Raw genomic sequence first — 14,187 nt, forward strand, 5'->3', positions numbered from 1 at the left:
TCGGCTATGCCGACCCGGAACCAAGGACCGCACCACAATGAAACGTCGTGACTTTCTCAACGGCCTGATGGTCGGCGCAGCAGCGCTTGGAACATCGCCCGCCCTTCATCCGATCCGCACCTGGGCACTGGACAGCGCCGCTAAACCGTCGGCTTCGCCGCGTGCCCTGTCCGTCGGCTACCGGACCATCGACGTTAAGGGCAGAGCCGCCCGCGTCTTCGGGCTTGTCCAGCCCGACGGCAGGCCGGGTCTGGCGCTGGAGGCCGGAACCGAATTCGACGTCGCGCTGTCCAGCGCCATCGACGAGCCGACGCTGATCCACTGGCATGGTCTGACGCCGCCGTGGGCGGCCGACGGCGTGCCGGACAATCCGGCGGCACTGCTGCAGCCGTCCGAAACCCGCCGTTACACCTTTCCGGTCGGCGCCGGCGGCACGCACTGGATGCACGCCCACACGCTGCAGGAGCAGAACCTGCTCGCCGCCCCGCTGATCGTGCGGACCGCCGACGACCTGAAGCGGGACGAGCAGGACGTCATCGTCCTGCTGCACGACTTCTCCTTCCTGTCAGCGGAGGAACTGCTGGCGAAGCTGAAGGGGAATGCCGCGCCCGGCGTCATGCCGATGGATCACGGTTCGATGAAAGGAATGGCCGGCATGCAGCATATGGGCATGGCGATGCCGGGAATGGCGGCCATGGACCTCAATGATATCGACTACGACGCCTATCTCGCCAACGACCGCGCGCTCGACGATCCCGAAGTCGTCAGGGTCGACAAGGGCGGCCACGTCCGCCTGCGCATCATCAACGGCGCGACGGCGACCGCCTTCACCATCGACACCGGCCGCCTTTCCGGAGAACTGGTCGCCGTCGATGGGCAGGACGTGGCGCCGGTCGCCGGGAAGTCGTTCCCCATCGCCATGGGCCAGCGCCTGGATATCCGCCTGAGCCTGCCGAAGCAGGGCGGGGCGTTTCCCGTCCTTGCCCTTCGCGAAGGTGCTGCGGAACGCACGGGCGTCCTCCTGGTCACTGCAGGCGCGGAGATCCGCAGGATTCCGGTCGCGGGCGAAGCGAAGGGGCCGGTTCTCGGGCTCGATTTCGAACAGCGGCTGCGCGCTGTCAGTCCCCTGGGGGCACGTCCGGCGGACCGCCGCTTCGAGCTCTCGCTGACGGGCAACATGGCCGCCTATACCTGGGGCATCGATGGCGCTGACGGTCTTCTCGTGAAGCGTGGCGAGCGGATCGAGGTCGCCATCAGCAACACGTCGATGATGGCGCATCCGATGCATCTGCACGGCCATCATTTCCAGGTAACCGCCATCAACGGGACGCCGCTTGCGGGCGCCGTGCGGGATACGGTCCTGGTGCCGCCGATGGCGAGCGTCACCTTGGCCTTCGATGCCAACAATCCTGGCCGCTGGCCGCTTCACTGCCATCACCTCTACCACATGGCGACGGGCATGATGGCCTACGTCACCTATGACGGCATGGGCTGACGCGATCTCCGAGACCGCGAACCCCTTTCTGCAACTCTATGGAATCGAGGCATCCTCATGGATCAGAACCATCCCTCTCCGTCGGCATGGAGCACGTACAGCCGAACCGTCTTTATCGCCTTCGCCGTCATCGCGGCAGGGCTCGTCGCCTACGAGCACCGCGTGCACGTCCTCGGCATCCTGCCGTGGCTTCTCATCCTGGCCTGTCCGCTCATGCACATGTTCATGCATCACGGACACGGCGGCCATTCCGGCCACCACGATCATTCGGGTCGCGATGCGCGCATGACGCAACATAAGGAGACGGACGATGTCTGACACCCCGGCCTACGGGCTCTGGAGCCTGGTGATTATCAATTCCGTGGTGTTCATTGTCTTCGCCGCAAGCTTCATGAGGCTTGACACAAAGCGGGACTGGCGAACGCTCGGAGCGTTCTCCGCCTTCGTCGTCGCGCTTTTCACGGAGATGTACGGCTTTCCGCTGACCATCTATCTTTTGTCGGGTTGGCTCGGTCGCCAGTTTCCAGGTATCGATTTCTGGTCGCACGACGCTGGCCATCTGCTCGAGATGATGTTCGGCTGGCGCGTCAACCCGCATTTCGGGCCGTTCCACCTTCTCAGCAACACCCTGATCATCGCGGGCTTCTGGCTGCTCGCCTCAAGCTGGCACGTGCTCTACGCCGCGCAGTGTGACCACCGTCTGGCGACAACCGGACCATATGCCCGCGTCCGCCATCCGCAATACGACGCCTTCGTCGTCATCATGATCGGATTCCTACTGCAATGGCCGACCGTGGTAACGCTCGTCATGTTTCCGGTGCTGGTATGGGTCTATATTCGCCTTGCGGACCGCGAGGAGGGGGCCTCGCGGGCCGAGTTTGGAGCCAAATGGGACGCCTATGCCAGGACCGTTCCCCGCTTCATCCCAAGCCTCGGCCGCGGAACGGATGCCGCCGGCAGCCATCGAGGAGGAGCCGTCCATGACTGACCACAACGTCCAGCAGGGCCATGCCCATGGCGGCCATCACCATCACGAGGAAGAAGCGGTTTCCAAGCCGGGGGCCCCAGAAGGTGCGATCTATATTTGCCCGATGCATCCGCAGATCCGGCAGATCGGCCCCGGCACCTGTCCGATATGCGGCATGACGCTCGAGCCGGAGGTCACCACGAGGGAGACCGGACCAAGTGCCGAACTTGTCGATATGACGCGGCGGTTCTGGATCGGACTGGCCTTGTCGCTGCCCGTTCTCGCGCTCGAGATGGGCGGCCATCTCACCAACCTGCACATGTTGCTCGGAGCGCAGCTTTCCAACTGGATCCAACTCGTGCTGGCCACGCCCGCGGTTCTATGGGCCGGATGGCCGTTCTTCAAGCGCGCGTGGGCCTCGCTCGTCAACCGCAGCCTCAACATGTTCACGCTGATCGCGATGGGCACGGGCGTGGCCTGGATCTACAGCGTCGTCGCTACGGCCGTGCCTGGCATCTTCCCGGCCACGTTCCGCGCTGTCGACGGTTCGGTCGCGATCTATTTCGAGGCAGCGGCGGTCATCACCGTACTCGTGCTGCTGGGCCAGGTTCTGGAACTGCGGGCGCGTGAGCAGACCGGCGGCGCCATCCGGGCGCTGCTCGACCTCGCACCGAAGATGGCACGCCGCATCAAGGACGACGGCTCCGACGAGGACGTCGGGCTGTACGCCGTTGCGGTCGGTGACCGCCTGCGCGTCCGTCCGGGCGAAAAGGTGCCTGTCGACGGCGAGCTCGTCGAGGGGCGCAGCTCCGTGGACGAATCCATGATCACCGGGGAATCCATGCCGGTCGCCAAGGACGTCGGCGCGAAGGTCATCGGCGGCACCATGAACCAGAGCGGCGGTTTCGTCATGCGTGCTGGAAAGGTCGGACGCGACACCATGCTGTCGCAGATCGTCCGGATGGTCGCCGAGGCCCAGCGTTCGCGCGCTCCGATCCAGCGGCTCGCCGACCAGGTATCGGGATGGTTCGTTCCGGCGGTGATCCTGATTGCCGTCGCCGCCTTTGTCGCCTGGGGCGTCTGGGGACCGGAACCGCGCTTCGCCCATGGCCTCGTCGCTGCCGTCGCCGTGCTGATCATCGCCTGCCCATGTGCTCTCGGACTGGCGACGCCGATGTCGATCATGGTGGGCGTCGGCCGCGGTGCGCGAATGGGCGTCCTCATCAAGAACGCCGAAGCGCTGGAGCGCTTCGAAAAGATCGACACGCTGGTCGTCGACAAGACCGGCACGTTGACGGAAGGCAGGCCGAAGGTGACCGCATTGAAGGCCGTCGGAGGAATAGACGAAGCGGAACTCCTGAGGCTGGCCGCAACGCTCGAGCGTGCCAGCGAACATCCCCTTGCCGCGGCCATTGTCACCGCGGCGCAGGAGAGGGGCCTTGCCCTGAGCGAGGCCCGCGAGTTCGACAGCCCCGTCGGCAAAGGGGTTACCGGTACGGTCGATGGCAGGAAGCTGGTCATCGGCAGCCACCGGATCATGGCGGACGCAGGCGTCGATCTTGCGGCTCTCATGGCCGACGCCGACGCGCTGCGCGGCGAGGGCGCGACAGTGATTTATGTCGCCATCGACGGCAAGGTCGGCGGTCTTGTCGCCATCGCCGATCCGATCAAGGCGACGACGCCCGAGGCGCTGCGCTCACTCAAGGAGGAGAACATCCGCGTCGTTATGCTGACCGGCGACAACAGGACGACGGCGCAAGCGGTGGCGCGCCGGCTCGGCATCGACGAGGTGGAGGCGGAGATCCTGCCGGAAGACAAGGGAAAGGTGGTCGCCAGGCTTCGAAGCGAAGGACGCGTCGTCGCAATGGCCGGCGACGGGGTCAACGACGCCCCGGCGCTTGCCGCCGCCGACGTCGGCATCGCCATGGGTACGGGAACCGACGTCGCGATCGAAAGTGCCGGCGTGACGCTGCTCAAGGGCGACCTGCAGGGCATCGCCAGGGCGCGCAAGCTCAGCCATGCCACGATGAGCAACATCCGCCAGAACCTGTTCTTCGCCTTCATATACAACGCAGCCGGCGTGCCCATAGCAGCCGGCGCGCTCTATCCGGCCCTGGGGCTGCTGCTCTCACCGATCATCGCGGCCGCCGCTATGGCGTTGTCCTCTGTCAGTGTCATCGGCAACTCGCTGCGGCTGCGCCGGTCGTCCTTGGACTAGGCCGCCGGCGCCTGCTGGAGGATGATCTGTGAATGCCTGTCCTGCGCAGGATAGAGGACGCAGGTGGAAGAAGACCACGCAAAAGGAGAATGGACATGACGACAACAAGATTGCCACATGCGGCCATGCTGGCCATGCTGGCCACGCTGATCGCTGTCGGCGGAGCTGGTGTCGCGCTCTCACAAACGAACGAAGCCGACCCGCATCATCCTGCGACATCGGCGCAGGCGTCCGAGGCGGACGAGGGAACAACGGGTCAGGGCCAAGGGGCAATGCCCGGCGGTCCCGGCATGATGCCCGGCGGGATGATGGGGCGGGGCATGATGAGCATGCCGATGATGGACATGCGCGGGCATATGATGAAGATCATGTTTGCTGTCGCGGACTCCGACGGCGACGGTGCGCTTTCCTTCGAGGAAGTGACGACGATCCATAAACGCATTTTCAACAGTGTCGATGCCGACAAGAACGGCAAGGTCACGCCTGAGGAGATGCAGGCGTTCATGCGCGAGTAGCGAACCGCCGGGCGAGGTGCTCCCTTCGGGGGCGTGATCCATGGTCGCGGTGTTACCAAGGATACGATAAGATCGGTTTGCATTGACCATGGAAGGGGGCGATGTTGCGAGTCCTTCTGTTCCTGATCCTGTATGGGCAATCCGCGCCCCTTGCGGCCGCGCCCGGACCTGCCGTCCATACCGCTTCGTTCGGCGGCGGCCGGTCGGTCAGCCTGAAGTCAGAGGCGGTGCTGTTCCTCGCAAGATGAGCTAGCTATTTGCCAGCCTATTGGGCCATCCGGCGCAGCTCAATCCGAGCCATGGCGCATGGGGGTATACCCTATTTGACCATCAGGAGAGGCAATGCACATCGCCCGAGTGTATCTGCGCGTAAGTACTCAAGGACAAGACCTGGATCGCCAAGAGACGATCATCGGCGACGCGAAGCAGGCCGGTTACTATGTCGCCGGCGTCTACCGCGAGAAGGCCTCAGGCGCTCGCGCCGATCGGCCGGAGCTGCTGCGCCTGATCGCGGATCTTCAGCCAGGCGAAATCGTCATCGCCGAAAAGATCGACCGCATTAGTCGGCTGCCATTACCTGAGGCCGAGAAGCTGGTCGCGGCGATCTGGAGCAAAGGTGCACGCTTGGCCGTGCCCGGCGTGGTGGATCTCAGTGATCTCGCTGCCGGCGCGGATGGCGTTGCCAAGATCGTGCTCGAGGCAATCCAGGACATGCTGCTGAAGCTGGCGCTGCAAATGGCTCGGGACGATTTCGAGGATCGGCGTGAACGCCAACGGCAAGGCATTGATCTGGCGAAATCGACCGGCAAATTGGGAGGAAATAGTATTGCCCGGACAGCGAAGCTCGCCGGTTGTAGCGAAAGCCAGGTCAAACGAGTTTGGGCTCGTAAGGGCGCCAATGCAGGTTGAATCTAACTACCTTTACTCCACCCTTTGCGAGAGGATCGTAGAGCACGTTTTCGTTGGGGATGCCCTCCGGGAGCTGTGGCGAAAAGGCGTCTACGATGTTGAGATGCTGCGCTCGGAATTTGATGCTCACGGATACGATCTCGTCATGTCTCGAGGGAAGGTCGTTCGCCACATATGGCGGCCGGCTTCACGTCGGAATTAGCACTCATTGGTTCATCGTTGCCAGATCGATAAACTTACGCACTTTGGGAGCAAATACGGAAACCGCCCCCCCTTTCGGGGGCCGATGAAACCCTAATGACCTGCGGTGAAGATCCGCCATGGCTTAGAGGCCGGATTTTACCAGCCTCGCTGCGATCTGTCTTTCCGTCACGATTTGGTTGCACTCGGCTCAGGGTTTTCCATCGAACAGCGCGTGCCTTTGGTATAGACCGTAGCCGCTTTTTGCGATTTTGTGCATGTCTTGCTGAGCGCGCTGGTTCCCGGCGTCAGGTGAAACCATTCGAAACATCGTCATAAGGGAGGGAACCGATGATCGACGCACTTCTGGACAAGATGACCCTTGAAGAGCAGGTATCCCTGTTGTCGGGCGCGGACTTCTGGACGACGGTTCCGATCGAGTGGCTCGGCATTCCAAAGATCAAGGTAACCGACGGGCCGAACGGAGCGCGCGGCGGCGGATCGCTTGTCGGTGGCGTGAAATCGGCCTGTTTCCCGGCCGCGATTGCGCTCGGCGCGAGCTGGAATCCGGAGCTGGTGCGGGACATGGGCACCGCTTTGGCCGAGGAGGCGCGCTCCAAGAGCGCCCGCGTCCTGTTGGCACCGACAGTCAATATCCATCGCTCCGGCCTGAATGGCCGCAATTTCGAATGCTATTCCGAAGATCCGCATCTGACGTCCGAACTGGCTGTCGCCTATATAGAGGGCGTCCAGGGTGGCGGGGTCGCGGCAACCGTCAAGCATTTCGCAGCGAATGAATCCGAAATCGAACGCCAGACCATGTCGTCCGATGTCGACGAGCGGGCGTTGCGCGAAATCTATCTGCCGCCCTTCGAAGCGGCGGTGAAGAAAGCTGGCGTCATGGCGGTGATGTGCTCCTATAACCGCCTGAACGGCACCTATACCAGCGAGCATTCCTGGCTTTTGACCGAAGTGCTGCGCGAGGAGTGGGGTTTCGAGGGCATCGTCATGTCGGACTGGTTTGGCTCTCATTCGACTGGTGAGACCGTCAATGCAGGGCTTGACCTAGAAATGCCGGGTCCGGCGCGCGATCGCGGGGAAAAGCTCGTCCAGGCGGTAAAAGACGGCAAGGTGAACCCCAAGACCGTGCGGTCATCGGCCCGTCGCATGCTCTTGCTTCTGGAGCGCGTCGGCGCATTCGCCGATCCGCTGATGACTGATGAGAAGGCCGAGGACCATCCGCATCATAGGGCGCTCATCCGCAAGCTCGGCGCTGAGGGCGCCGTGCTCTTGAAGAATAATGGCATCCTGCCGCTCGACAAGTCATCGCTGGACAGGATCGCCGTTCTCGGGCCGAATGCCGATGAAGCCCGCGTCATGGGTGGCGGCAGTGCTCAGATCAACGCCCACTACAAGGTCAGCCCGCTCGAAGGCATCCGCAAGACGCTTTCCGGCGCCAACAGCGTGTTTCATGCCAGGGGCGTACAGAACAATCGTTTGACCCGGCTGTTCTCCGGTCCGCTCGCTGTAGAATTCTTCGCCAGCACCGATTGCAGCGGCCCTGTTGTCTGGCGTCAGGATGGCACGGCGGGTGAGTTCTTTTGGTTCGATCTGCCGGATGTGGTCGACCGCAAGAGCTTCTCTGCCCGGGTCACCGGGAGCTTCAAGCCCGAGACAAGCGGCGAGCATGTCTTCGGCATGACCACCGCCGGCCTCGGCAAGCTCTTTGTCGATGGTCATCTGTTGGTGAATTGCCAGGATGGCTGGCAGAAAGGCGACAATTTCTTCGGTCTCGGCAATGTCGAGGTACGCAACGAAATGACGCTTGAGGCCGGCCACGTTTACGCGGTGTCGATCGATTTCCGTACACTCGACGAAACCTTCGAAGGGATCGCCTTCAGCGCCATCCGCTTCGGTGTCGAAGTGCCTCTGGGTGATGACGCTGTCGAGGAAGCGGTAAGCCGCGCCCGCGAATGCGATGTGGCAGTGGTGTTTGCCGGCCGCGAAGGCGAGTGGGATACTGAAGGCCGCGACCTGCCCGGTCTTTCCTTACCCGGTCGCCAGGACGAGATGATCGCCCGCATCGCTGCGGTCAATCCGCACACGGTCGTTGTCCTGCAGACCGGCGGGCCGATTGCCATGCCGTGGCTTGGCGACGTCGCAGCCGTCCTGCAGATGTGGTATCCGGGCCAGGAACTCGGCAATGCTGTGGCCGACGTGCTGTTCGGCGATGTCGAGCCGGGCGGCCGCCTGCCGCAAACCTTCCCGAAGTCGCTTGCCGACAACTCGTCCTTTACCGACGATCCGCTGACCTATCCGGGCAAGGACGGCCATGTCGTGTATAGCGAAGGCATCTATGTCGGCTATCGCCATCACGACACGCGCGCGATCACACCGCTTTTTCCATTCGGCTATGGCCTTGGCTACACCAGCTTCGAGTGGAGCGCGCCGCGGCTCTCCTCATCAACGATCGGAGAAGCGGGCGTTTCAGTCGAGGTGGACGTGACGAATACCGGGGCTCGAGCCGGCTCGGACGTCGTGCAGCTCTACGTTCGTCCGATCGGCTCAAAGATCGACCGGCCAGACAAGGAACTGCGGGCCTTCGGCAAGCTGCGTCTGGCGCCGGGCAAGAAGGGGACGGTCAGCCTCGGGATACGCCTGCGCGACCTCGCTTATTTCGATGTCGAAGCGAAAGCGTTTGTCGCACCAGCCGGCGAGTACGAGCTCGTCGTTGCGGCCCATGCGCTGGATATCCGCGGCACAGTCCGGATCGCCCTGTCCGAAACGTGGCTTGAACCTGAGCGGCCAGCGCCATTGCGAACCTAAAGCCACGGATCCGATGAGAATTCCGTTGTGCTTCAGACTGCGTTCATAATCAGGATCGTTCCTGCGATGAAGACGAATGCAGCTGCCGCAATCGCCGGGCTGATATTTTCACGGATGGTGGAGAACATCTGGCGGGCCAGTGTGCGCTGCACTTCAGTGTAGCGCGAGAACGCTACAGCCAAATGACCTTTCACAAGGTTTCGGAAGGTTGCCTAAAAGGTCATTAGGATCGAAAAAGCAACATTGCCCAAATGACCGTCATGTTCCAAAGAGTGCGGTTTCGGTGGGAAAAGCAACACTTCCGAAACCGCAGCTTAGTTCCATAATTCCTATTATGTGATATGTTATAACGTAACATAGAGACATCGATCCTTTCGCCACTTGAAAAGTCCTGCCTTCGGTGGTGTCGAGAGGCAGGACCATCGCCGAGATCGCCTTGCTTGAGGGCAAAAGCGTCCGCGAAATCGAGCTTTACCTGGAGCGTGCGCTCGTTGCGACTGCAGACGAACCCTTCGGCGGCTTCGCGCCAAAAGGAGACGTGCATCTGCGGTTCCTATTGCACGCGCTAGCCGCCACACGACAGTCGAAGGACACCTTGACAGCCATTCAATATACATTATATTATTATGTATATTGAATGAGGAGTAAGTCATGTCCGTCACTCGGATAACAGAGCAGCTTTGGGTTGGCGCACAGCCGGATATGGATGCGATCGGCCAGTTTGGCTCCCAAGGTTTCAAGACTTTGATCAACGTCCGTCCCGACCTCGAAGACGCCGATCAGCCTGGCAACGTCAGGGAACGAGACGCAGCCCGACGCGCCGGGATGAAGTACACCTTCATTCCCGTCACAGGTCCGTCGATCACTGAAGCTGATGTGCGCGCGTTCCAGAAGGCTTTCGTCGATGCGGGGGGAAAGGTGATGGCCCACTGCAAATCCGGCACCCGAGCGCTGCTTCTTCATGTCGTTGGCGAAGTCCTCGACGGCCGCATCGGGCAGAGTGACGTCGCGGCGTATGGCCGGAAGTACGGCTTTGACCTTTCGGCCGCGGAAAAATGGCTTTCGCGCCACTATTTGGTGCGGCCCGAGGTCAAGGGCTTTTTTGATCCGCGCACATGGAGCGTCCAATATGTGGTGTCGGACCCGACCACGGCAAAGTGTGCGATTGTCGATCCGGTCCTGGACTTCGATGAAAAGTCCGGCGCGACGGCAACCAAGAATGCGGACACCATCCTTGAATATGTCGCCACGAAGGGCCTCTAGGTCGAATGGATTCTCGACACCCATCCGCATGCGGACCATTTCTCCGCCGCCCAATACCTGAAATCGAAGACAGGCGCACCGACCGCGATCGGTGAACGCGTCGTGGATGTCCAGAAACTCTGGAAGGGCATCTACAACTGGCCCTCACTGGCCACAGACGGTTCTCAGTGGAACAAGCTGTTCGCCCATGGCGAGGAATTCACGGTCGGATCGATCAGAGGACGCGTGATGTTCTCGCCGGGCCACACATTGGCATCGGTGACCTATGTTATCGGAGATGCGGCCTTCGTGCACGATACAATCTTCCAACCAGACAGCGGCACAGCGCGCGCCGACTTCCCGGGCGGCAACGCATCCGACCTCTGGAATTCGATCCAAGCAATCCTGACGCTCCCGGACGAGACGCGCCTGTTCACGGGGCACGACTACCAACCGGACGGACGCCAGCCAAAATGGGAAAGCACGGTCGGCGAACAGAAGCGGCAAAACCAGCACATTGTCGGCCGCGATGTCGCCGGCTTCGTCAAGATCAGGACGGAGCGTGACAGGACGCTGCCGATGCCGAAGCTCATCCTGCATTCGTTGCAGGTCAATATCCGCGGCGGTCGGTTGCCCGAACCGGAGGATAACGGAAAACGCTACCTCAAGATTCCACTGGACGCCTTGGAGGGCGCTGCCTGGTGACGGACATGAATCCCGACAAGTCAGGCCAGCGCGTGGCGGACCTCACCGACCTGCAGGACAAAGCATCCGAAGTCTCGGAGCTTCTCAAGACGCTCGCCCATCCGATGCGGCTGATGATCGTCTGCACCCTTATCAAGGCCGAGTATTCGGTCAGCGAACTCGAAGAGAAACTCGACATCCACCAACCCAATCTCTCGCAGCAACTGACCGTTTTACGGGAGGCGGAGGTCGTCGAAACGCGCCGGGAAGGCAAACAGATTTACTACAAATTGACGGCACGGAAGGCGGAGCGTCTCGTTGGCGCGCTCTACGACATCTTCTGCGCCGACGGAGACATCGAATGATCGAATTTTTCCCATCATTGGCAGGCGGCATGCTCATCGGCCTTTCGGCGTCGATGCTCCTGCTCCTCAACGGCCGGATCGCTGGAATCAGCGGCATCGTCGGAAGACTGGCGCAGGGCTCGCATATGTCACCTTCCTGACCGCTGGCGTCGTGACCGTCAGTTTCATCAGAGGGTTTATGTCATGAGGAACAGCGTTCCCAAGATCGCGACGGCTTTGGTTTCCGGTCTTATATTCGGACTGGGTCTGTCGCTCTCCGGCATGCTCGACCCCGTGCGCGTGCAAGGTTTTCTCGATGTGTTCGGCGCGTGGGACCCGAGCCTGGCATTCGTTCTGGGTGGCGCTGTTGTCGTCGCCTTCCTTGGCGTAGCCGTATCCCGCCGTCTTTCGAAGCCAGTATTCGACAGGGAGTTCCACCTTCCCGGAACGCAGACGATCGATCGTCGTCTCGTGGTCGGTTCGGCCCTGTTCGGCATCGGCTGGGGCATTGCCGGATTTTGTCCCGGCCCGGCGATTTCGGCGCTCGCTTTGGGGAAGGTGGAGGTCATTGTCTTTGTTTTTGCGATGGTGCTCGGGATGGTCGCTCACGACAGATGGGCTGGGCAAGTCAATTGAACACGAGCATCATAGCGGCTGTCGTGTCAGGCGGCTTGGTGGGTTTCATGTTGGGACTGCTCGGTGGCGGAGGCTCAATCCTTGCCACTCCGCTTCTGCTCTACGTCGTGGGGGTCGCCCAGCCGCATGTCGCGATCGGAACAGGAGCGCTTGCCGTCTCGATGAACGCGTTCGCCAACCTCGCCTCACACGCCACGAAAGGCAAGATTTGGTGGCGCTGCGCCTTGGTCTTCGCCGCAATCGGATCGATCGGAGCGCTTGCTGGGTCGTCACTCGGCAAAGCCATGGATGGCTCCGCTCTCCTCTTCTTCTTCGGCATCGTGATGATTGTGATCGCGACTATCATGCTGCGTGGACAGAAGGCCGTGCATGCCGCTCCGCGGCCTGTTGATACGAGAATGTGCCTGACCACCACTGCCGTTGCGCTGGCGTCTGGCGTAGCGTCCGGATTCTTCGGCATCGGCGGAGGGTTCCTGATCGTGCCGGGCCTGATGGCCGCTACGGGCATGCCGATGATCAGCGCCGTCGGCTCGTCGCTGCTGGCTGTTGGTGCATTCGGACTGGCGACTTCAATCAACTACGCGATGTCGGGATTGGTCGACTGGACATTGGCGGCCCAGTTCATCAGCGGCGGCGTGGCCGGAGGCGTTTTGGGTATGTTGCTTGCGACAAGGCTTGCGGCCTACAAGAACGTGCTCAATAGGATTTTCTCGATACTCATCTATGCTGTCGCCGCCTGCATCCTTTACAAAAGCGGTTCAGCGTTCCTTGTGTGAGCGCCGCGATGAAGAGCATCAGGTCCACAGCGCTGTTAGCCGGCTGCCACTTTTTGAGAGGCGTAATGACCGCTTCGGGCCGAAAGGCGACCTCGCTCTCTTGACTGTCAGGATATGTTGCCGAGCTCGGCAGCTGCTTCCTTTGCGCCGATCTCGGGATCGCGCCGGAGCTGGAGCCACGGCCGGACCATGCGTCTTACCTCAGCTCGTGGCTGCAGGTTCTTTCCAACGACAAACGGGCTATCTTTCAGGCGGCGGCGCATGCCCAGCGGGCTGTCGGCTTCCTGCGCGGTCTCCAACCCATTCAGGCCGACGAGAGAGCGGCCGCGTAGAAATGCTAAGGTCGGTCGTTGCCATCCGCAACGGCAGACAGCCCTTTCGGCTCTCTCTCCCCCAAGGTGTTCTGATCGGACGTGAGGTCCAGCTTCCCCCAGATCGATGGTTTCCGGTCGGTGGCTTTCAGCTTTCGGGATTGCTTGATTTCGACGATAAACGGCTTTGTCTGCTGACGCATAGATCCTCCAGGCGACGAATCACGGTCCGACATTATCGCGTTGATAACAGGAGGCAACTGCCCGGGCGGCCGAGTTTGTCGCATCCAATGTCAGCGCTGTGACACCGAGACAGAGCAGCGGGTTCGCGGCTGCGATGTTCCGACATGGCACGCGCTGACGAGGCCGGCACGTCCAAGTTCCCTCCCATTGCTGTCATCGGCCACGTCCTCCGCGGGCTCGATGAGGCATGTCTGATCGGAGACCTGCTACGCCTCGATCGTTCTCCCGCAACGGCCGTCCGCAACTTTATTCCCCTGCGCACTGCGTTCGCATTCCTCGCGAAACAAGAAAGCCGCTCCCGGCCGCCCTCCACTTCGTTTCGTCCCCTTCGGGGTGCGGTCCGATCGTCCCCGATCCTTGCGACAGCCATCGAGGCCGCGAAGGGCGCGGCCCGAAACAAGCGAAAGGAACCTGGACATGGCTACCATCGGCACCTTCACTTCCACCGAAAACGGCTTCTCCGGCTCGATCCGCACCCTCGCACTCAACGTCAAGGCCCGCATCGCCCGCGTCGACAACCCCTCAGACAAGGGGCCGCACTTCCGCATCTACGCCGGCAATGTCGAGTTGGGTGCGGCCTGGCAGAAACGCTCCAGCGAGAGCGACCGCGACTACCTCTCGGTCAAGCTGGACGATCCGAGCTTCCCCGCTCCGATCTACGCCACCCTCGCCGAAGTCGGTGGCGAGGACGGGCTGCAGTTGATCTGGTCGCGCCCCAACCGCGACTGAGCTCCTCGAGGCTCCGCCCGCCGGGCGGGGCCTCCTCGTTGTGACTTCCGCCGTCCATTAGTTCATATTGGATGAAAATGGATGGAAAAATGGATCTCGATGTGCCATATCC

Annotated in this window: 14 protein-coding genes and 3 pseudogenes; 15 read left to right on the forward strand and 2 right to left on the reverse strand. The window is 61.7% G+C overall.

Going from position 1 to position 14,187, the window contains the following annotated elements; genetic code table 11:
• The first annotated feature begins 37 nt into the window (after positions 1-37).
• The 8 genes from BN1800_RS32800 (at position 38) to BN1800_RS32835 (ending at position 9,110) form a co-directional block, all read left to right on the forward strand.
• Entirely contained in the window at positions 38-1,495 is a 1,458-nt protein-coding gene (locus BN1800_RS32800; RefSeq protein WP_087003851.1) for a multicopper oxidase family protein, read from the forward strand.
• A gap of 57 nt (positions 1,496-1,552) precedes the next feature.
• Positions 1,553-1,813: a DUF2933 domain-containing protein gene (locus BN1800_RS32805; RefSeq protein WP_087003854.1), complete on the forward strand. Its 261-nt coding sequence runs from the start codon at positions 1,553-1,555 to the stop codon at positions 1,811-1,813.
• The gene (locus tag BN1800_RS32810; protein WP_087003858.1) at positions 1,806-2,483 is read left to right on the forward strand and encodes a methyltransferase family protein; all 678 of its coding nucleotides are present in this window, start codon (positions 1,806-1,808) and stop codon (positions 2,481-2,483) included. The genes BN1800_RS32805 and BN1800_RS32810 overlap by 8 nt, the downstream gene beginning before the upstream one ends.
• A complete protein-coding gene (locus BN1800_RS32815; RefSeq protein ID WP_179213956.1) occupies positions 2,476-4,680 on the forward strand; it encodes a copper-transporting P-type ATPase in 2,205 nt (734 codons plus the stop codon). Before BN1800_RS32810 ends, BN1800_RS32815 begins: the two co-directional genes overlap by 8 nt.
• 95 nt (positions 4,681-4,775) lie before the next feature.
• On the forward strand, positions 4,776-5,195 hold the full coding sequence (locus BN1800_RS32820) for an EF-hand domain-containing protein (RefSeq protein ID WP_087003860.1): 420 nt from the start codon (positions 4,776-4,778) through the stop codon (positions 5,193-5,195).
• 101 nt (positions 5,196-5,296) lie between these two features.
• A complete protein-coding gene (locus BN1800_RS41705; protein ID WP_165928319.1) occupies positions 5,297-5,443 on the forward strand; it encodes a hypothetical protein in 147 nt (48 codons plus the stop codon).
• Between the two features lie 94 nt (positions 5,444-5,537).
• Positions 5,538-6,104: a recombinase family protein gene (locus tag BN1800_RS32825; RefSeq protein ID WP_087003863.1), complete on the forward strand. Its 567-nt coding sequence runs from the start codon at positions 5,538-5,540 to the stop codon at positions 6,102-6,104.
• A 531-nt stretch (positions 6,105-6,635) separates the two neighbouring features.
• Positions 6,636-9,110 carry a glycoside hydrolase family 3 C-terminal domain-containing protein gene (locus tag BN1800_RS32835; protein WP_087003866.1) on the forward strand — a complete coding sequence of 825 codons (2,475 nt, stop codon included), beginning with the start codon at positions 6,636-6,638 and terminating at the stop codon, positions 9,108-9,110.
• 32 nt (positions 9,111-9,142) lie between these two features.
• On the opposite strand, the gene BN1800_RS40790 is transcribed toward BN1800_RS32835, so the two are convergent.
• Complete coding sequence (locus BN1800_RS40790) at positions 9,143-9,292, reverse strand: hypothetical protein (RefSeq protein WP_280173985.1); 150 nt, start codon at positions 9,290-9,292, stop codon at positions 9,143-9,145.
• Positions 9,293-9,761: 469 nt separating this feature from the next.
• On the opposite strand from BN1800_RS40790, the pseudogene blh reads away from it, so the two are divergent.
• From blh to BN1800_RS32870, 6 genes and pseudogenes are all read left to right on the forward strand, one after another.
• A pseudogene (blh, locus tag BN1800_RS32845) lies at positions 9,762-11,057 on the forward strand (bifunctional sulfur transferase/dioxygenase Blh).
• Positions 11,058-11,062: 5 nt separating this feature from the next.
• Positions 11,063-11,401 (forward strand): sulfite-sensing transcriptional repressor BigR, encoded by a 339-nt coding sequence (gene bigR / locus BN1800_RS32850; RefSeq protein ID WP_087003896.1) that lies wholly within the window; start codon positions 11,063-11,065, stop codon positions 11,399-11,401.
• Positions 11,398-11,532: pseudogene (locus BN1800_RS32855) on the forward strand (YeeE/YedE family protein); the annotation flags it as partial. The gene bigR and the pseudogene BN1800_RS32855, both read left to right, overlap by 4 nt.
• 52 nt (positions 11,533-11,584) lie before the next feature.
• Positions 11,585-12,016: a YeeE/YedE family protein gene (locus tag BN1800_RS32860; RefSeq protein ID WP_087003869.1), complete on the forward strand. Its 432-nt coding sequence runs from the start codon at positions 11,585-11,587 to the stop codon at positions 12,014-12,016.
• On the forward strand, positions 11,995-12,792 hold the full coding sequence (locus BN1800_RS32865; RefSeq protein WP_087003872.1) for a sulfite exporter TauE/SafE family protein: 798 nt from the start codon (positions 11,995-11,997) through the stop codon (positions 12,790-12,792). The genes BN1800_RS32860 and BN1800_RS32865 overlap by 22 nt, the downstream gene beginning before the upstream one ends.
• Before the next feature lie 116 nt (positions 12,793-12,908).
• A pseudogene (locus BN1800_RS32870) lies at positions 12,909-13,124 on the forward strand (zincin-like metallopeptidase domain-containing protein); the annotation flags it as partial.
• Between the two features lie 5 nt (positions 13,125-13,129).
• Here the strand turns inward: BN1800_RS32870 and BN1800_RS41710 are convergent.
• Positions 13,130-13,306, reverse strand: coding sequence for a hypothetical protein (locus tag BN1800_RS41710; protein ID WP_179213957.1), 177 nt, complete (start codon positions 13,304-13,306; stop codon positions 13,130-13,132).
• Between the two features lie 457 nt (positions 13,307-13,763).
• Here BN1800_RS41710 and BN1800_RS32875 point away from each other — a divergent pair, with 457 nt between their 5' ends.
• Positions 13,764-14,075 (forward strand): DUF736 domain-containing protein, encoded by a 312-nt coding sequence (locus tag BN1800_RS32875; protein ID WP_087003875.1) that lies wholly within the window; start codon positions 13,764-13,766, stop codon positions 14,073-14,075.
• The last annotated feature ends 112 nt before the right edge of the window (positions 14,076-14,187 follow it).

It is taken from the genome of Rhizobium sullae, from assembly GCF_900169785.1.
Taxonomy (GTDB): domain Bacteria; phylum Pseudomonadota; class Alphaproteobacteria; order Rhizobiales; family Rhizobiaceae; genus Rhizobium; species Rhizobium sullae.